The sequence below is a fragment of the Pseudomonas sp. GW822-FHT04C11 genome (assembly GCF_058800905.1).
Genome location: NZ_JBXAMS010000003.1, coordinates 13,672 through 30,131 on the forward strand (window position 1 = coordinate 13,672; position 16,460 = coordinate 30,131).

18 protein-coding genes and 1 pseudogene are annotated in these 16,460 nt (G+C 60.2%); 9 read left to right on the top strand and 10 right to left on the bottom strand.

Annotation, left to right across the window (positions count from 1 at the left end; all coding sequences use genetic code 11):
* Positions 1 to 41: 41 nt before the first annotated feature.
* The 3 genes from rpoZ to AC1RJ3_RS05575 all read right to left on the bottom strand — a co-directional run bounded on the left by rpoZ (position 42) and on the right by AC1RJ3_RS05575 (position 1,970).
* Entirely contained in the window at positions 42 to 305 is a 264-nt protein-coding gene (rpoZ, locus tag AC1RJ3_RS05565) for a DNA-directed RNA polymerase subunit omega (RefSeq protein ID WP_003177259.1), read from the bottom strand.
* 168 nt (positions 306 to 473) lie between these two features.
* Positions 474 to 1,094: a guanylate kinase gene (gmk, locus tag AC1RJ3_RS05570; protein ID WP_493077878.1), complete on the bottom strand. Its 621-nt coding sequence runs from the start codon at positions 1,092 to 1,094 to the stop codon at positions 474 to 476.
* A gap of 12 nt (positions 1,095 to 1,106) precedes the next feature.
* The gene (locus AC1RJ3_RS05575) at positions 1,107 to 1,970 is read right to left on the bottom strand and encodes a YicC/YloC family endoribonuclease (protein ID WP_145014142.1); all 864 of its coding nucleotides are present in this window, start codon (positions 1,968 to 1,970) and stop codon (positions 1,107 to 1,109) included.
* A 270-nt stretch (positions 1,971 to 2,240) separates the two neighbouring features.
* Between AC1RJ3_RS05575 and rph the strand changes: the two genes are divergently transcribed.
* Together rph and AC1RJ3_RS05585 are read left to right on the top strand one after the other, a co-directional pair.
* Positions 2,241 to 2,963: a ribonuclease PH gene (rph, locus tag AC1RJ3_RS05580; protein WP_054594651.1), complete on the top strand. Its 723-nt coding sequence runs from the start codon at positions 2,241 to 2,243 to the stop codon at positions 2,961 to 2,963.
* 34 nt (positions 2,964 to 2,997) lie between these two features.
* Positions 2,998 to 3,366, top strand: coding sequence for a DUF4870 domain-containing protein (locus AC1RJ3_RS05585; protein ID WP_347928353.1), 369 nt, complete (start codon positions 2,998 to 3,000; stop codon positions 3,364 to 3,366).
* A 172-nt stretch (positions 3,367 to 3,538) separates the two neighbouring features.
* Here AC1RJ3_RS05585 and crc read toward each other — a convergent pair whose 3' ends face one another.
* Positions 3,539 to 4,318, bottom strand: coding sequence for a catabolite repression control protein Crc (gene crc, locus AC1RJ3_RS05590; RefSeq protein ID WP_003176915.1), 780 nt, complete (start codon positions 4,316 to 4,318; stop codon positions 3,539 to 3,541).
* 82 nt (positions 4,319 to 4,400) lie between these two features.
* Between crc and pyrE the strand changes: the two genes are divergently transcribed.
* Positions 4,401 to 5,045: an orotate phosphoribosyltransferase gene (gene pyrE / locus AC1RJ3_RS05595; protein WP_054594650.1), complete on the top strand. Its 645-nt coding sequence runs from the start codon at positions 4,401 to 4,403 to the stop codon at positions 5,043 to 5,045.
* Positions 5,046 to 5,245: 200 nt separating this feature from the next.
* Here the strand turns inward: pyrE and argB are convergent, their stop codons facing one another.
* The 4 genes and pseudogenes from argB to coaBC form a co-directional block, all read right to left on the bottom strand.
* Positions 5,246 to 6,151: an acetylglutamate kinase gene (gene argB, locus AC1RJ3_RS05600; protein ID WP_054594649.1), complete on the bottom strand. Its 906-nt coding sequence runs from the start codon at positions 6,149 to 6,151 to the stop codon at positions 5,246 to 5,248.
* 39 nt (positions 6,152 to 6,190) lie between these two features.
* Positions 6,191 to 7,594, bottom strand: a pseudogene (locus tag AC1RJ3_RS05605) (phosphomannomutase/phosphoglucomutase); the annotation flags it as partial.
* A gap of 293 nt (positions 7,595 to 7,887) precedes the next feature.
* On the bottom strand, positions 7,888 to 8,343 hold the full coding sequence (gene dut, locus AC1RJ3_RS05610) for a dUTP diphosphatase (RefSeq protein ID WP_103314726.1): 456 nt from the start codon (positions 8,341 to 8,343) through the stop codon (positions 7,888 to 7,890).
* 5 nt (positions 8,344 to 8,348) lie between these two features.
* Positions 8,349 to 9,557: a bifunctional phosphopantothenoylcysteine decarboxylase/phosphopantothenate--cysteine ligase CoaBC gene (gene coaBC, locus AC1RJ3_RS05615; RefSeq protein ID WP_103314725.1), complete on the bottom strand. Its 1,209-nt coding sequence runs from the start codon at positions 9,555 to 9,557 to the stop codon at positions 8,349 to 8,351.
* Positions 9,558 to 9,692: 135 nt separating this feature from the next.
* Between coaBC and radC the strand changes: the two genes are divergently transcribed.
* On the top strand, positions 9,693 to 10,367 hold the full coding sequence (gene radC / locus AC1RJ3_RS05620; protein WP_054594645.1) for a RadC family protein: 675 nt from the start codon (positions 9,693 to 9,695) through the stop codon (positions 10,365 to 10,367).
* Positions 10,368 to 10,374: 7 nt separating this feature from the next.
* On the opposite strand, the gene AC1RJ3_RS05625 is transcribed toward radC, so the two are convergent.
* Positions 10,375 to 11,961 (bottom strand): ABC transporter substrate-binding protein, encoded by a 1,587-nt coding sequence (locus tag AC1RJ3_RS05625; protein WP_054594644.1) that lies wholly within the window; start codon positions 11,959 to 11,961, stop codon positions 10,375 to 10,377.
* 446 nt (positions 11,962 to 12,407) lie between these two features.
* Between AC1RJ3_RS05625 and rpmB the strand changes: the two genes are divergently transcribed.
* Complete coding sequence (gene rpmB / locus AC1RJ3_RS05630) at positions 12,408 to 12,641, top strand: 50S ribosomal protein L28 (protein WP_007894701.1); 234 nt, start codon at positions 12,408 to 12,410, stop codon at positions 12,639 to 12,641.
* 11 nt (positions 12,642 to 12,652) lie between these two features.
* Entirely contained in the window at positions 12,653 to 12,808 is a 156-nt protein-coding gene (gene rpmG / locus AC1RJ3_RS05635; RefSeq protein ID WP_007894709.1) for a 50S ribosomal protein L33, read from the top strand.
* A gap of 72 nt (positions 12,809 to 12,880) precedes the next feature.
* Here rpmG and AC1RJ3_RS05640 read toward each other — a convergent pair whose 3' ends face one another.
* Entirely contained in the window at positions 12,881 to 13,243 is a 363-nt protein-coding gene (locus AC1RJ3_RS05640; protein ID WP_103314724.1) for a cupin domain-containing protein, read from the bottom strand.
* A gap of 224 nt (positions 13,244 to 13,467) precedes the next feature.
* On the opposite strand from AC1RJ3_RS05640, the gene AC1RJ3_RS05645 reads away from it, so the two are divergent.
* The 3 genes from AC1RJ3_RS05645 (at position 13,468) to AC1RJ3_RS05655 (ending at position 16,440) form a co-directional block, all read left to right on the top strand.
* Complete coding sequence (locus tag AC1RJ3_RS05645; protein ID WP_493077884.1) at positions 13,468 to 14,961, top strand: aldehyde dehydrogenase; 1,494 nt, start codon at positions 13,468 to 13,470, stop codon at positions 14,959 to 14,961.
* Between the two features lie 190 nt (positions 14,962 to 15,151).
* The gene (locus tag AC1RJ3_RS05650) at positions 15,152 to 16,294 is read left to right on the top strand and encodes an MFS transporter (protein WP_493077886.1); all 1,143 of its coding nucleotides are present in this window, start codon (positions 15,152 to 15,154) and stop codon (positions 16,292 to 16,294) included.
* Positions 16,294 to 16,440, top strand: a complete 147-nt coding sequence (locus AC1RJ3_RS05655) for a hypothetical protein (RefSeq protein WP_347928351.1) — start codon at positions 16,294 to 16,296, stop codon at positions 16,438 to 16,440. The genes AC1RJ3_RS05650 and AC1RJ3_RS05655 overlap by 1 nt, the downstream gene beginning before the upstream one ends.
* Positions 16,441 to 16,460 lie beyond the last annotated feature (20 nt).

A 16,460-nucleotide genomic window follows, 5' to 3' on the forward strand; every position in this document is an offset into this window, starting at 1 on the left:
GGCTGTGACCCCGCGCCGTACTACGTCGACCAGGCATGGACTTAGACGGCCTCGTTGGACTCGTCCTCGAACGCTGCGAACAGCGGTTCGTCTTCGACGATTTCAGCATTGGCGATGAACTCGTAGCTCATCAGGCCTTCAGCGATTTCACGCAGGGCCACAACGGTCGGTTTGTCGTTTTCCCACTGGACCAGAGGCTCTTTGCCGCCGGTGGCCAGTTGACGGGCACGCTTGGTAGAGAGCATGACCAGCTCAAAGCGGTTTTCCACGTGTTCTAGGCAGTCTTCAACGGTTACGCGGGCCATGGTATTCCTCGGAGCGAATGCAATATGCGCGCTGCCCGGTTGGGCGAGCGGACTCAACAGTTTAAAAAATCACCAGCGATTAGGGAAGCGCTGATTTTTTAACCAAGCCCTTCAACGCGCTGCAAGTACCAATGTAAAGCCCTTGCAGCGGTTTTGGGAAGAGCTGATTCAGCCCAGCAATTCGGCAAGCAATTTACCGAAACGCTGTTGCTGACGTTTCTGATGCAGCTGATTGGCGCGGAAAATCGCTTTCAGGTCTTCCAGCGCCTGGTTGAAATCATCGTTGATGATCAGGTAGTCGTAGTCGACGTAGTGGCTCATCTCGCTGACCGCTTCACGCATCCGGCCTTCAATGATCTCGTGGCTGTCCTGGCCACGGCCGTGCAGGCGTTGGCGCAAGGCCTCCTGGGAGGGCGGCAGAATGAAGATCGAGCGCGCATGCGGCATCAACTTGCGCACCTGTTCGGCACCTTGCCAGTCGATTTCCAGGATCAGGTCGTGGCCTTCATCCAGGGTCTGCTGCAGGTGGCTTTGCGAAGTGCCATAGAGGTTGCCGAACACTTCGGCGCGCTCCAGGAAGTCGCCGTGCTCGATCATCTTCACGAACTGGGTGCGGTCGACAAAGTGGTAGTTCACTCCGTCCACTTCGCCCTGGCGCATGGTGCGGGTGGTGTGCGAGATCGAAAGACGGATCTGTGGAAGATCGTTGATCAGGTCCTTGACCAGGCTGGTTTTGCCAGCGCCGGACGGGGCGGAAATGATGTACAGGGTGCCAGTGCTGTGGGTCATGTCGGGGTAGCCTTACTCAATGTTCTGCACTTGTTCGCGCATCTGCTCGATCAACACTTTGAGGTTGACCGCAGCCTGGGTGCTGCGCGGGTCGAAGGCTTTGGAGCCCAGTGTATTGGCTTCGCGGTTGAGCTCCTGCATCAGGAAGTCGAGGCGCCGGCCGGCAGCGCCGCCGGATTTGAGCACGCGGCGAACTTCAATGATGTGGGTGCTCAGGCGGTCCAGTTCTTCGGCGACGTCGCTTTTTTGCGCGAGCATGACCATTTCCTGTTCCAGGCGCTGTGGGTCGAGCTCGGCCTTCATGTCGGCAAAGCGGTCGAGCACCTTCTGACGCTGGGTGGCGAGCATCTGCGGAACCAGTTCGCGCAGGGTCACCACGTCTTCTTCAATCGACGTCAGGCGTTCGTTGATCAGTCGGGCCAGCTCCGCACCTTCGCGCTCGCGGCCAGCCTTGAGTTCCTTGAGGCCTTCATTGAACAGGGCCAGCGCCTCGGCGTTGAGCGCTTGCGGGTCGCTTGCATCGGCAACCAGCACGCCAGGCCAGGCCAGCACTTCCAGCGGGTTGAGGGCTGAAGGGTTCTTGATCAGGCTGGCGACGGTCTCGGCGGCGGCGACCAGTTGCGCGGCGCGTTCGCGGTCGACTTGCAGCGGTTTGCCGGCGGTTTCTTCGGTGAAGCGCAGGGTGCATTCGAGCTTGCCGCGCGACAGGCCCTGACGCAGTGCTTCGCGCACGTTGCCTTCGAGGTCGCGAAAGGACTCGGGCAGGCGCAGGTGCGGTTCCAGGTAACGGCTGTTGACCGAACGCAGCTCCCAGCTCAGGGTGCCCTGGCTGCCGGCTTTTTCGACGCGGGCGAAGGCGGTCATGCTGTGCACCATGGAGGTACCTCGCGATTCAGGCCGGCGCCGAACCCAGCGGGCTCAACGGACCTGGTTAGATGAATTAAAGCCCACAGGCTGCAAAGGCGCAGGATTGTAGCGCAGTGCGGCGGATGCTCCCAAATGGCGCGTGTGACAAAGCGCTGCAGGTCGTCGCAGAGCCCGGTTCAGAGCCCTCGCTCGTCGCCCGTTTTTTTTAGAAGTGCCCAGGCGCGCCTGGTCGCCCTATAATGCTCGGCAGATTTCCGTCCTCTGTACAGGTGTTCCTCTATGAAACGTCCAAGTGGTCGCGCTGCCGATCAGCTCCGCTCGATCCGCATTACCCGCAACTACACCAAACACGCCGAGGGATCTGTACTGGTCGAGTTCGGTGATACCAAGGTGATCTGCACCGTCAGCGTCGAAAACGGCGTGCCGCGCTTCCTCAAGGGGCAGGGCCAAGGCTGGCTGACCGCCGAATACGGCATGCTGCCGCGCGCCACTGGCGAGCGTAACCAGCGTGAAGCGAGCCGCGGCAAGCAAGGCGGCCGTACGCTGGAGATCCAGCGTCTGATCGGTCGTTCCCTGCGCGCTGCGCTGGACATGTCCAAGCTGGGCGACGTGACCCTGTACGTCGACTGCGACGTGATCCAGGCCGACGGCGGTACGCGTACTGCCTCGATCACTGGCGCCATGGTTGCGCTGGTCGACGCCTTGAAAGTGATCAAGAAACGCGGCGGCCTGAAAGGCGGTGACCCGCTCAAGCAGATGATTGCTGCTGTGTCCGTGGGCATGTATCAGGGCGAGCCAGTGCTGGATCTGGACTACCTGGAAGACTCGGCTGCCGAGACCGACCTGAACGTGGTGATGACCAGCACCGGTGGTTTCATCGAAGTGCAGGGCACCGCTGAAGGCGCGCCGTTCCAGCCTGAAGAGCTGAACGCGATGCTGGAGCTGGCGAAGAAAGGCATGAACGATATTTTCGATCTGCAGAACGCTGCGTTGGCCGACTGACGATTCGAACTCATTCCAGGATAAGGAGAGCGCCATGAATGACGAGCAGCTACCCGCACCCGCACCGAGCCAGGAAGTCAGGCAATGGGCGATGTTCTGTCATTTGTCGGCGTTTCTTGGCTACTGGTTTCCGTTCGGCAGCCTGATCGGGCCGCTGATCCTGTGGCAGATGAAGCGCGAGCAGGACCCGTTCATCGACGCGCAGGGCAAGGAAGCGCTGAATTTCCAGATCACCGTGGCGGTGGCGGCCACGATCTGTATTCCGCTGATGTTCGTATTGATCGGCATCCCGCTGTTCGGCTTGCTGGTGATCGCTGCGGTGGTGCTGACCATCATTGGCGGCGTCAAGGCGAATGAGGGCGTGGCTTACCGCTACCCCTTCACCTGGCGGCCGATCAAATAACCCGCAACCACATCGACCTGTAGGGGCAAGGCTTGCTCGCGATTGAGGCGCCGCGGTGTATCAGGTGCATCGCGTTATCGTTCATCGCGGGCAAGCCTTGCTCCTACGGGAGTTGGGCGTCTACAAAAAAGCCGACATCTCTGTCGGCTTTTTTGCAGCTGCGAAAAGACGCTTAGATCGTCAGCGTCCAGTCGTAGTCCACGATCAGCGGCGCGTGTTGCGAGAACCGCGGCTGACGTGGCAAGCGAGCGCTGCGTACAAAGCGGCGCAGGCCCGGGGTCAGCAGCTGGTAGTCGAAACGCCAGCCCAGGTTGAGCATTTCAGCCTGTTCGTTGTCTGGCCACCAGCTGTACTGATCGCCTTCACGGCTGACTTCGCGCAGGGCATCGACATACCCCATGTTGCCGACAATCTCGTCCATCCAGGCACGCTCTGGCGCCAGGAAGCCCGGGGATTGCTGGCTGTCGCGCCAGTTCTTGATATCCAGCTTCTGTTGCGCCACGTACAGCGAGCCACAATAAATGTACTCGCGACGTTTGCGTCGCTGTTTATCCAGATAACGGGCGAAATCGTCCATTAGCTTGAACTTCTGGTTCAAGTCTTCATCGCCGTTCTGCCCCGAAGGGAGCAGCAAGGTCGCGATGCTGACCTTGTCGAAATCGGCTTGCAGGTAGCGCCCGTAGCGGTCGGCCGTCTCAAAGCCGAGACCGCTGATGACAGCCTTCGGTTGCAACCGCGAGTACAAAGCCACGCCACCTTGGGCGGGAACTTCGGCATCGCAGGCATAAAGGAAGTAGCCATCCAGTTGGAAGGCTGGATCGTCCAGTTCAAAGGCGGAGGCGCGGGTGTCCTGCAGGCAGATGACGTCGGCATTCTGTGCCTGCAGCCAACTGAGCAAACCACGCTCGACTGCAGCCTGAATACCATTGACGTTCACACTGATGATCCGCATAAATGGCCCCAAAAATCGCGTGCGTGTATGATACACGGCGTCTACCTAATTAGCTAAATCCGTGGTATTTGGGGTTTTTTTCATGCAAGCGTATCAGCGCGACTTCATTCGTTTTGCCATCGATCGCGGCGTTTTGCGCTTCGGTGAGTTCACCCTGAAGTCCGGGCGTACCAGTCCTTACTTCTTCAATGCCGGCCTTTTCAACTCGGGTTCTGCGCTGGCGCAGCTGGGTCGTTTCTACGCGGCAGCCATCGTCGAGAGCGGCATCGCGTTCGACGTGCTGTTTGGCCCAGCGTACAAAGGCATTCCTTTGGCGGCGACCACCGCCGTGGCATTGGCCGAGCACCATGACCGCGATCTGCCATGGTGCTTCAATCGCAAGGAGGCCAAGGCCCACGGCGAAGGCGGCAGCCTGGTCGGCGCGCCATTGACCGGCGACGTGCTGATCATCGACGACGTGATCACCGCCGGTACCGCCATCCGTGAAGTGATGCAGATCATCGCTTCCCAGGAAGGCGCCAAGGCGGCCGGCGTGCTGATCGCGCTGAACCGTCAGGAGCGTGGCAACGGTGAATTGTCGGCAATCCAGGAAGTGGAGCGTGACTTCGGTATCCCGGTGATCAGCATTGTTTCGCTGAATCAGGTGCTGGAATTCCTCGCCGACGATCCACAGCTCAAGCAGCATTTGCCAGCGGTAGAAGCCTACCGCGCGCAGTTCGGCGTCTAACCACAACGCTTATGGGGGGGAGCTTGTGTGGCGAGGGAGCTTGCTCCCGCTGGGCTGCGTAGCAGACCCAAGGATTTTGTGAGCGCTGCGCACTCAAGCGGGAGCAAGCTCCCTCGCCACAAAATGCTGTCCTATTGAGATCGCAGGCAAAAAAAGACCCCGCTCAGCCAGGCTGAGCGGGGTCTTTTTGTGTGTGTTGCTTATGGACGCTTGCGATTACTGATCAAGGTGCCCACACCGGTGTCGGTGAAGATTTCCAGCAGAATCGCATTCGGCACCCGGCCATCGATGATCAGCGAGCTGCCGACGCCGCCCTGTACGGCTTCCAGCGCGCAACGGATCTTTGGCAGCATGCCACCGTAGATGGTGCCGTCGGCGATCAGTTCGTCGACCTGCTGGGTGCTCAGGCCGGTCAGGACCGTGCCGGATTTGTCCATCAGGCCGGCAATGTTGGTCAGCAGCATCAGCTTTTCAGCTTTCAGTGCTTCGGCGACCTTGCCGGCTACCAGGTCAGCGTTGATGTTGTATGACTCGCCGTTGGCACCGACACCGATTGGCGCGATCACCGGGATGAAATCGCCTTTGACCAGCAGGTTCAGCAGGTCGGTGTTGATCCCGACCACTTCGCCCACCTGGCCGATGTCGATGATTTCCGGCTGGGTCATCTCCGGTGTCTGACGGGTCACGGTGAGCTTCTTCGCACGAATCAGCTCGGCGTCTTTGCCGGTCAGGCCGATGGCGCTGCCGCCGTGGCGGTTGATCAGGTTGACGATGTCTTTGTTCACCTGGCCACCGAGGACCATTTCCACCACGTCCATGGTCTGGGCGTCAGTGACACGCATGCCGTCGATGAAGTGGCTCTCGATCGACAGGCGCTTGAGCAGGTCGCCGATTTGCGGGCCGCCACCGTGAACCACCACCGGGTTGATGCCCACGGCCTTCATCAGCACGATGTCGCGGGCAAAGCCGGTTTTCAGCTCCTCGCTTTCCATCGCGTTGCCGCCGTATTTGATCACCAGGGTCTTGCCGACATAGCGGCGAATGTAAGGCAGCGCTTCGGACAGGACCTTGGCGGTGTTGGCGGCGGCTTCGCGTTCGATGGTCATTCGGGGCTCCGGCACTTCAATAAAAGGCGCTTCAAAAAATCAAAATGGTAGTTGGAGGTCAGGTGCAACACGTTTCAGTTGGGTGTGGAACACGTCCTTGATGCGCTGCAGTTCGGCGTCGTTATCGGCCTCGAAACGCAGGACCAGCACCGGTGTGGTGTTGGACGCGCGAACCAGGCCCCAGCCTTTGGCATAGTCGACTCGCACACCGTCGATGGTGGTCAATTCGGCGCCTTCACCCCAACGGGCATCGTGCAGTGCATCAATGATGCTGAATTTGCTCTCTTCGGTCACATGGATATTGATTTCTGGCGTAGAAATATCGTTCGGGAAGGTCTCGAACAACTCTTGCGCAGTGGATTTTTCCTTGCTGAGGATCTCCAGCAGCCGCGCGGCGCTGTAAATACCGTCGTCGAAACCGAACCAGCGCTCCTTGAAGAAGATGTGCCCGCTCATTTCGCCTGCGAGCAGGGCGCCGGTTTGTTTCATCTTCTTCTTGATCAACGAATGACCGGTTTTCCACATCAGCGGACGGCCACCGTATTCCTTGATCAGCGGGGTCAGGCGACGGGTGCATTTGACGTCGAAGATGATCTCGGCGTCCGGGTTGCGTGCAACCACATCCTTGGCGAACAGCATCAGCAGACGATCCGGGAACACGATGTCGCCGGTATTGGTCACCACGCCGACGCGGTCGCCGTCACCGTCGAAGGCCAGGCCCAGGTCAGCCTTGGTTTCCTTGACCTTGGCGATCAGGTCCACCAGGTTTTCAGGCTTGCCTGGGTCCGGATGGTGGTTCGGGAAGTTGCCATCGACGTCGCAGAACAGCGGGATGACTTCGCAGTTCAGCGCTTCGATCAACTGAGGCGCGATAACGCCGGCGGCACCGTTGCCGCAATCGACCACGACTTTCAGGCGTCGGGCGAGTTTGATGTCCTGGACGATTTCGGTGGCGTAGCGGTCGAGGATCTCGACCTTGGTGATGCTGCCCTTGCCGCTGCTCAGGTTGTTGGTTTTCAGGCGGTCATGCAGGGCCTGGATCTGTTCGTTGGCCAGGGTGTCGCCGGCGATGACGATTTTGAAGCCGTTGTAGTTCGACGGGTTGTGGCTGCCGGTGAGCATTACGCCAGACTTGCCGGCCAGCACGTTGGCCGCGTAATAGAGCGCCGGGGTTGGCACCAGGCCGACGTCGCTGACGTGGCAGCCGCTGTCGTACAGGCCCTGAATCAGTTGTTCCACCAGTTCCGGGCCGGAAAGGCGACCATCACGGCCGACAGAAACATTCGGCTCATCCTGGGCCAGACTTTGGGCACCGATGGCGCGACCGAGCCAGTAAGCCGTTTCAGCGTTCAGAAATTCCGGAACGGTGCCACGAATATCGTAGGCGCGGAAAATGCTGTCGGGGAACTTGGGGGCGACGCGGGTTGGGGTGCTCATCTGTGGAAATGCTCCATCTCGAAAGTGGCTGGACCTGCCTGCGAATCATTCGTCGGCAGGCTCAAACTGGAAGTTATGACGGCGTTTTCCGCAGAGAGTTCGTGGTGCGAAAGGGCCATGACACTCATGAAAGCCGGCTCATGCCTTGATTCTCGCGGTGAACCTTGCAAGTGAGACTGCATAAACATTGTGGCGAGGGAGCTTGCTCCCGCTTGGGTGCGTAGCGCCCACAAAGTCTCGGGGGTCGCTACGCAGCCCAGCGGGAGCAAGCTCCCTCGCCACAGAGGATCTCCATCGTATCAATTGGTGCCCGAGTGTCCGAATCCGCCGGTGCCGCGCTGGGTTTCGACGAACTCTTCCACCATCTCGAAGTGCGCCTGAACCACCGGCACCAGCACCAGTTGGGCAAGGCGTTCGCCGACCACGATGTTGAAGTCGGTCTGGCCGCGGTTCCAGCAGGAGACCATCAGCGGACCCTGGTAATCGGAGTCGATCAGCCCGACCAGATTGCCCAGCACGATGCCGTGCTTATGGCCCAGGCCCGAGCGCGGCAGGATCAGTGCGGCGAGGCCCGGGTCGCCGATGTACACCGACAGGCCGGTCGGGATCAGCAGGGTTTCACCCGGCTTGATGACCGTGTCCTGTTCCAGCATCGCCCGCAGGTCGAGGCCGGCGGAGCCTGGCGTGGCGTACTGCGGCAGCGGGAATTCGCGGCCAATGCGTGGGTCGAGGATCTTGGCTTGTAAAGCGTGCATGCGAGTTAAACCTGGTTCAGACGTTCGGCGATAAAAGTGATCAGCTGGCGGGCGATTTTGCCCTTGCTGGTCTGGGCGAAGAGTGTTGCGTGCAACTCCCGGTCGATCACGCTGCAAGCGTTTTCCTCGCTGTTGAAGCCAATGCTCGGGTTGGCCACGTCGTTGGCGACGATCAGGTCGAGGTTTTTGTCTTTCAGCTTGCGTGCAGCGTAGTCGAGCAGGTGTTCGGTTTCGGCGGCGAAACCAACACTGAACGGACGGTCGGGGCGTGTGGCTATGGTCGCCAGAATGTCTGGGTTGCGGACCATTTGCAGCAACAAGCCGTCGCCGTTCGTAGGGTCTTTCTTGAGTTTTTGTGGGGCGACGACTTCCGGGCGATAGTCCGCAACCGCAGCAGACGCGATGAACAGGTCGCAAGGGATCGCGGCTTCACAGGCGGCGAGCATGTCGCGGGCGCTGACCACGTCAATCCGGGTGACGCGATCCGGGGTCGGCAGGTGCACGGGGCCGGTGATCAAGGTCACCCGGGCGCCGGCTTCAACCGCGGCTTCGGCCAGCGCAAAGCCCATTTTCCCGGAGCTGTGGTTGGTGATGTAGCGCACCGGATCGATGTTTTCCTGGGTCGGGCCGGCCGTGATCAGCACGTGTTTGCCGGTCAGCGCCTGACGCTGGAAGCAGTCGGCGGCGCATTGCGCCAGATCGTCGGCTTCGAGCATGCGGCCCATGCCGACGTCGCCGCAGGCCTGGCTGCCGGACGCCGGGCCGAAGACCTTGAAGCCACGGCTTTCGAGCAATTGGGTGTTGGCCTGGGTGGCCGGGTCGCGCCACATGGCCTGGTTCATCGCCGGGGCCAGCGCGACGGTGGCGTCGGTGGCCAGTACCAGGGTGGTCAGCAGGTCATTGGCGATGCCTTGGGCCAGGCGCGCGATCAGATCGGCGGTGGCCGGCGCGATCAGCACCAGGTCGGCCCATTTGGCCAGCTCGATGTGGCCCATCGCAGCTTCGGCCGCCGGGTCCAGCAGGTCCAGGTGGACCGGGTGCCCGGAGAGTGCCTGCATGGTCAGCGGGGTGATGAACTCGCTGCCGCCACGGGTCATGACCACGCGCACTTCGGCGCCCTGGTCGATGAGTCGGCGAACCAGCTCGGCGCTCTTGTAGGCGGCAATGCCGCCGCCGACGCCGAGAACGATGCGTTTCCGATACAGCCGCTGCATAGGCCTGCCTTTCAATTCATTGATGACTACGTGGCGAAACCCCTCCCCAGGGTGAAATCGCCCGCAAAAAAGATGGACTACGATATCACAGCGACCGCAACGGAACAGCGGCGCCCACACACACATGGAGGTGCTATGAGCATTCGCGATTGGCCGGCGGCAGAGCGTCCGCGGGAGAAGCTTCTGGAGCAGGGTTCGGCGAGCCTTTCGGACGCCGAGTTACTGGCGATCTTTCTACGCACCGGGGTGACCGGCAAAAGCGCAGTCGATCTGGCGCGACACCTGTTGCATCAATTCGGCAGCCTGCGCACGTTGCTGGAGGCCGATCAGCAGACGTTCGGCAGTCAACTTGGGCTGGGGCCGGCAAAGTTTGCCCAATTGCAGGCAGTGCTGGAGATGGCGCGGCGGCACTTGGCGGAACGCTTGCGTCGCGACTCGGTGCTCAAGAGCCCGATCGAGGTGCGCAATTACCTGAAGGCGATGTTGCGCCATGAGCCGCATGAAGTGTTTGGCTGTCTGTTCCTGGACTCCCGGCATCGGGTGCTGGCGTTCGAGATACTGTTTCGCGGCTCGATCGACAGCGCCAGTGTCTACCCACGTCAGGTGGTCAAGCGTGCACTGGCGCACAACGCCGCGGCGTTGATCCTGTGCCACAACCATCCGTCAGGCAGTGCCGAGCCCAGTCAGGCGGATCGAGCGCTGACCCGGCGCCTGCAAGAGGCGCTGGACCTGATCGATGTGCGGGTACTCGACCATTTCATCGTCGGCGATGGCGATCCGCTGTCGATGGCCGAGTACGGATGGATGTAGTCCGGGGCTATTTCAGGCTGACTTTCGAGTAATCCTGACGGCCGAACGGGCTGACCTGGTAGCCCTGAACGTCCTTGCGCGTCAATGCGTAGGCGGTCGGGTGTGCCAGTGGCAGCCACAGCGCCTGTTGCTGGATCTGCGCCTGGGCCTGTTCGTAAAGCTTGCTGCGCACGCCTTGTTCGGTGGTGGTCTTGCCGGCGCTGATAACTTTATCCAGGGCCGGGTCGCAGTAGCGGGCGAAGTTGGTACCGGACTGGACCGCCGCGCAGGAGAACTGTGGCGTGAGGAAGTTATCCGGGTCACCGTTGTCGCCGGACCAGCCCATGAACAGCAGGTCGTGTTCGCCGGCCTTGGCGCGGCGAATCAGCTCGCCCCATTCAATCACCCGGATTTCCGCCTGAATCCCGACTTCGGCCAGGTCCGCCTGCAGCAACTGGGCGCCAAGGCTTGGATTCGGGTTGAGCAGGCTGCCGGATGGACGGGTCCAGATCGTGGTTTTAAACCCCTCCTTGAGCCCGACCTTGGCCAGCAGCGCGCGCGCCTTGGCGATGTCTTTCGGATAGCCCGGCAAGTCCTTGGCGTAGCTCCAGGTGTTGGGCGGGTACGGACCGTTGGCAGCCTGCGCGGTGTCTTCGAAAACGGCCTTGAGGTAGCTGGCCTTGTCGAAGGCGAGGTTGATCGCCTGGCGGACTTCGGGTTTATCCAGTGGCGGATGCTGACTGTTGATGGCCACGAACGCGGTCATGAACGCCGGCGTGCTCTCGATCTTCAGGGTCGGGTCCTGGGCGGCGGCTTGCACGTCCAGCGGTTTGGGCGACAGGGCGATCTGGCACTCGTTGCGCCGCAGTTTTTGCAAGCGCACGTTGGCGTCCGGGGTGATGGCGAACACCAGGCTGTCCACGGCCGGTTTGCCGGCGAAGTAGTCGCGGTTGGCCTTGTAGCGAATCGACGCATCTTTCTGGAAGCGCCCGAAGATGAACGGGCCGCTGCCAATTGGCTGGCTGTTGAGTTTCTCGGGCGTGCCGGCCTTGAGCAACTGGTCGGCATACTCGGCCGAATAGATCGAGGCAAACCCCATGCTCAGGGTGACAAGGAAGGTCGAGTCGGGGTGGTCCAGGGTAAAGCGCACAGTTAGCGGATCCAGCGCGTCGATTTTCTTGATCAGTGCAGGCAATTGCATCGATTGAGCGTGAGGAAAGCCACTTTGGGCGACTTTGTGCCAAGGGTGGGCCGGGTCGAGCATGCGCTCGAAGCTGAACTTCACGTCTTCGGCGTTCAGATCGCGGGTCGGGGTGAAGTACTCGGTGTGGTGGAACTTCACCTGTGGGTGCAGCTTGAAGATATAGGTCAGGCCATCAGCCGACACTTCCCAGCTGTCAGCCAGGCTGGGGACGACTTTGCCACTGGTGGTGTCGAAGTCCACCAGGCGGTTCATCAGCACGTCGGCCGAAGCGTTGGTGGTGGTCAGCGAGTTGTATTGAACGACATCGAACCCTTCCGGGCTGGCCTCGGTGCAGACGCTTAAAGCGGCAGCCTGGGCCAATGGGCTCAGCAAGAGTGGGGCGAGCAACAACGGTAGGGCAGCGAGGCGCATGTGTGAATTCCTGTGCAGATCGAAGGCCCATCTGCGAGTGCAGTCTGGAAAAGGCTTACCCTAGTGGGCTCTTTTACAAATGACTATCCCCTTTTTCATTTTAAGGGGACTATGTGCGATTGTTTTTGGTGAGTACTGCCGAAGGAAAACCCTGGATTGGCCTGTTGGCCGACTTTCTGCGACGAGCGGTCGCCATCGACGACAGCCTTTGTCCAAGGCGCTCGGAGCCCGAAAAATAGGGGTTTTGTTAATTCAATGCACACCGATTGTTGTTGCTCTCTAGTCTTTCTGGTATAAAGCAGCGCTCTTTTCTAGGGGCCCGGTTCCTTCACTGTAGGTGTAGCCGGTAAGACCCTTAAAGAAACGCGGCGCCTGGCGCCAAATGACTGAGAGATTAAGCGGCCAACCCATGCCGGGTTGGGCATGTGGTTTTAGAGGGCTGAGGCATGTCGAGAGTCTGTCAAGTTACCGGTAAGGGTCCGGTGACTGGGAATAACATTTCCCACGCAAACAACAAAACCCGTCGTCGTTTCCTGCCGAACCTGCAGCATCACCGCTTCTGGGTTGAAGAAGAGAAACGTTTCGTGCGTCTGCGCGTATCTGCCAAAGGCATGCGTATCATCGACAAGCGTGGCATTACTGTCGTGCTGGCCGAAATCCGCAAAGCTGGCAAGATCTAAGGGAGCTAATCATGCGTGAATTGATTCGTTTGATTTCGAGCGCTGGTACTGGTCACTTCTACACTACCGACAAGAACAAGCGCACTACTCCGGACAAAATCGAGATCAAGAAATTTGATCCGGTTGTTCGCAAGCACGTGATCTACAAAGAAGGCAAAATCAAGTAATTGATTTTTCCCTCTTGAGAAAAAGGCCCGTATCGCAAGATACGGGCCTTTTTTGTTGGGGTCAGAAAAGCTTCAGGCCTTCTGTTCAAACGCCACGTAGATCTTGCGGCACGGTTCCAGCACTTCCCAGGTGCCGCGGAAACCGGCCGGAATGACAAAGCGATCGCCCGCCCGCAGGGTCTTGGCATTGCCGTCGTGGTCACGCAGCACCGAAACCCCCTGCACGATTTCGCAGTATTCGTGTTCGGTGAAGTTCACCGTCCATTGCCCGACTTCTCCTTCCCACACACCCGCGTTCAACTGACCGCACGGGCTGCTGTAGTGGTTGTAGACGGCTTGCTCGGGGTCGCCCTTGAGCACTTTTGCGGCGTCCGGGCGGTAGCGCTCGACGGGTGTGGTGGCCTGGCTGAAGTCGACAATGTCCTGGATGCTCATTCTTGTAATTCCCCGTGATTGCCTGAAAATCAAAGTCTATGTTTATTAAAATGAACATCGCAAGGCCGTTTGCCAGCCTTATGTCAAATATATTGAAACATGAGGGGGCGCTGGTTTAGGGTGGCAGTTGCCTTGGACCGAATTGAAAACTGGTCGGGCAGAATTCCTGTAGGTGCCTGCGTAGATCGCGTGGCGCTCGTATTCAATAAGAGGAGGACTCTCGTATGACTACCTTGACTCGTGCCGACTGGGAACAACGCGCCCGCGACCTGAAGATCGAAGGCCGTGCCTACATCAATGGCGAATACACTGCAGCGGTCTCCGGCGAGACGTTCGACTGCATCAGCCCCGTCGATGGCCGCCTGCTGGGCAAGATCGCCAGCTGTGATGCCGCCGACGCCCAGCGCGCCGTAGAAAACGCTCGCAGCACGTTCAACTCGGGCGTCTGGTCGCGTCTGGCACCAGCCAAGCGCAAAGCCACCATGATTCGTTTCGCCGGCCTGCTCAAGCAGCACGCCGAAGAGCTGGCGCTGCTTGAAACCCTGGACATGGGCAAGCCGATCAGTGATTCCCTGTACATCGACGTTCCGGGCGCGGCGCAAGCGCTGAGCTGGAGCGGTGAGGCCATCGACAAGATCTACGACGAAGTGGCCGCCACCCCGCATGACCAACTGGGTCTGGTGACCCGTGAGCCAGTGGGTGTGGTGGGAGCCATCGTGCCGTGGAACTTCCCGCTGATGATGGCCTGCTGGAAACTCGGCCCGGCGCTGTCCACCGGTAACTCGGTGATCCTCAAGCCGTCCGAAAAGTCCCCGTTGACCGCCATCCGCCTCGCGGCGCTGGCCGTTGAGGCCGGTATCCCGAAAGGCGTGCTGAACGTGCTGCCAGGCTACGGTCACACCGTCGGCAAGGCGTTGGCCTTGCACATGGATGTCGACACGCTGGTGTTCACCGGTTCGACCAAGATCGCCAAGCAACTGATGATTTATTCCGGCGAATCGAACATGAAGCGCGTCTGGCTGGAAGCGGGCGGCAAGAGCCCGAACATCGTGTTTGCCGATGCGCCGGACCTGCAAGCTGCGGCTGAGTCCGCTGCCAGTGCCATCGCGTTCAACCAGGGCGAAGTCTGTACTGCAGGTTCGCGTCTGCTGGTCGAGCGTTCGATCAAGGATAAATTCCTGCCGCTGGTGATCGAGGCCCTGAAGGCCTGGAAGCCGGGCAACCCGCTGGATCCGGCGACCAACGTCGGCGCACTGGTCGACACGCAACAGATGAACACCGTGCTGTCCTACATCGAATCCGGTCACACCGACGGCGCCAAGCTGGTGGCGGGCGGCAAGCGGATTCTTCAGGAAACCGGTGGCACCTACGTTGAACCGACGATTTTTGATGGCGTGAGCAATGCCATGAAGATCGCCCAGGAAGAGATCTTTGGCCCGGTGCTGTCGGTCATCACCTTCGACAGCGTCGAGGAAGCGATCCGGATCGCCAACGACACGCCATATGGCCTGGCCGCGGCAGTCTGGACCTCGGATATCTCCAAGGGCCACCTGACCGCCAAGGCCCTGCGGGCCGGTAGCGTGTGGGTCAATCAGTACGATGGTGGCGACATGACCGCACCGTTTGGTGGTTTCAAACAGTCGGGCAACGGCCGGGACAAGTCGCTGCACGCGTTCGACAAGTACACCGAGCTGAAGGCGACCTGGATCAAGTTGTAAACCTGTAGAGGGCCCGGATCACATTCGGGGCTCGATACAACGCAGGTCTAATGTGGGAGCGGGCTTGCTCGCGAAGGCGGTGTAACAGTCAACATTGATGTTGAATGTGCTGGCCTCTTCGCGAGCAAGCCCGCTCCCACGTTTGTTTTGTGCCGTTTGTAAAAAATAATTATCCACAGGAGCGTGGAACATGCGTTGGGCGACTTATTTCGCCGTGCTGGCCTCTGTCCTGAGCGTCGGCCTGGCCTTGGGCGTCAGCATGCCGTTGGTGTCGTTGCGTCTGGAAAGCTGGGGTTATGGCTCGTTTGCAATCGGCGTCATGGCGGCGATGCCGGCGATTGGCGTGCTGCTGGGGGCCAAAGTCTCCAGTCATCTGGCGGCGCGTTTCGGCACGGCCAATCTGATGCGCCTGTGCCTGTGGGCCGGGGCGTTTTCCATCGGTTTGCTGGCGCTGTTGCCAAGTTATCCGGTCTGGCTGGTGCTGCGTTTGATGATCGGGGTGATCCTGACCCTCGTGTTCATCCTCGGCGAGAGCTGGATCAATCAGCTGGTGGTCGAGCAATGGCGCGGGCGGCTGGTGGCGCTGTATGGCAGCAGTTATGCCCTGAGCCAACTGTCCGGTCCATTGCTGCTGGGCGCGTTGGGCACCGACGACGATTACGGTTTCTGGGTTGGTGTCGGCTTGCTGGTGACATCGCCGCTGTTGCTGTTGGGACGCAGCGGCGCGCCGAGTAGCGAAGCCTGCAGTGTGACGTTCAGCGACTTGCTGAGTTTTTGTCGGGGTCTGCCGGCGATTGCCTGGGCGGTGTCGCTGTTTGCTGCGTTCGAGGCGATGATCCTGACCTTGCTGCCGGTGTATTGCCTGCGCCAGGGCTTCAGCGCTGAAATCGCCCTGGCGATGGTCAGCACCGTGGTGGTCGGCGACGCCTTGTTGCAACTGCCGATTGGCGCGCTGGCAGATCGACTGTCGCGGCGTACGTTATTTGCCGGTTGTGCAGTCATCCTGATGCTCTCGAGCCTGGCGATTCCACTGTTGCTCGAGACCTTGCTGATCTGGCCGTTGTGGGTGCTGTTTGGCGCCAGTGCCGGCGGCTTGTTTACCTTGTCGCTGATTCTGATCGGCGAGCGCTACCGCGATGATGCGTTGGTGCGAGCCAACGCTCACATTGCGCAATTGTGGGGTATCGGTTGTCTGATCGGCCCATTGGCGGCTGGTGCGGGCAGTCAATGGATCAGTGGGCACGCCTTGCCGTTGCTGATGGCGACGGGGGCGTTTGGGCTGGTGATCCTGTTGCTGCGCCAAGGGGCGTTTGGCACGGTGCAGCCTGCATAATGTGTAGCAGCTGGCGCAGCCTGCGTTCGGCTGCGCAGCAGACGCAAACCCTGCAAGCCACGGTTAATCTGAAAGACCGCGATATCCGCATTTACGACTGCTGCGCAGCCGAACGCCGGCTGCGCCAGCTGCTACGGATCGTGTGATGGCGCGGGGGGGATGCAGT

Coding starts and splice junctions, on each gene's coding strand:
- rpmB (WP_007894701.1), top strand. CDS start 12,408: ATGTCGAGAGTCTGTCAAGTTACCGGTAAGGGTCCGGTGACTGGGAAT.
- AC1RJ3_RS05650 (WP_493077886.1), top strand. CDS start 15,152: ATGCGTTGGGCGACTTATTTCGCCGTGCTGGCCTCTGTCCTGAGCGTC.
- AC1RJ3_RS05585 (WP_347928353.1), top strand. CDS start 2,998: ATGAATGACGAGCAGCTACCCGCACCCGCACCGAGCCAGGAAGTCAGG.
- gmk (WP_493077878.1), bottom strand. CDS start 1,094: ATGACCCACAGCACTGGCACCCTGTACATCATTTCCGCCCCGTCCGGC.
- dut (WP_103314726.1), bottom strand. CDS start 8,343: ATGCACGCTTTACAAGCCAAGATCCTCGACCCACGCATTGGCCGCGAA.
- AC1RJ3_RS05575 (WP_145014142.1), bottom strand. CDS start 1,970: ATGGTGCACAGCATGACCGCCTTCGCCCGCGTCGAAAAAGCCGGCAGC.
- rpoZ (WP_003177259.1), bottom strand. CDS start 305: ATGGCCCGCGTAACCGTTGAAGACTGCCTAGAACACGTGGAAAACCGC.
- AC1RJ3_RS05645 (WP_493077884.1), top strand. CDS start 13,468: ATGACTACCTTGACTCGTGCCGACTGGGAACAACGCGCCCGCGACCTG.
- radC (WP_054594645.1), top strand. CDS start 9,693: ATGAGCATTCGCGATTGGCCGGCGGCAGAGCGTCCGCGGGAGAAGCTT.
- argB (WP_054594649.1), bottom strand. CDS start 6,151: ATGACCATCGAACGCGAAGCCGCCGCCAACACCGCCAAGGTCCTGTCC.
- pyrE (WP_054594650.1), top strand. CDS start 4,401: ATGCAAGCGTATCAGCGCGACTTCATTCGTTTTGCCATCGATCGCGGC.
- AC1RJ3_RS05655 (WP_347928351.1), top strand. CDS start 16,294: ATGTGTAGCAGCTGGCGCAGCCTGCGTTCGGCTGCGCAGCAGACGCAA.
- rpmG (WP_007894709.1), top strand. CDS start 12,653: ATGCGTGAATTGATTCGTTTGATTTCGAGCGCTGGTACTGGTCACTTC.
- coaBC (WP_103314725.1), bottom strand. CDS start 9,557: ATGCAGCGGCTGTATCGGAAACGCATCGTTCTCGGCGTCGGCGGCGGC.
- AC1RJ3_RS05625 (WP_054594644.1), bottom strand. CDS start 11,961: ATGCGCCTCGCTGCCCTACCGTTGTTGCTCGCCCCACTCTTGCTGAGC.
- AC1RJ3_RS05640 (WP_103314724.1), bottom strand. CDS start 13,243: ATGAGCATCCAGGACATTGTCGACTTCAGCCAGGCCACCACACCCGTC.
- crc (WP_003176915.1), bottom strand. CDS start 4,318: ATGCGGATCATCAGTGTGAACGTCAATGGTATTCAGGCTGCAGTCGAG.
- rph (WP_054594651.1), top strand. CDS start 2,241: ATGAAACGTCCAAGTGGTCGCGCTGCCGATCAGCTCCGCTCGATCCGC.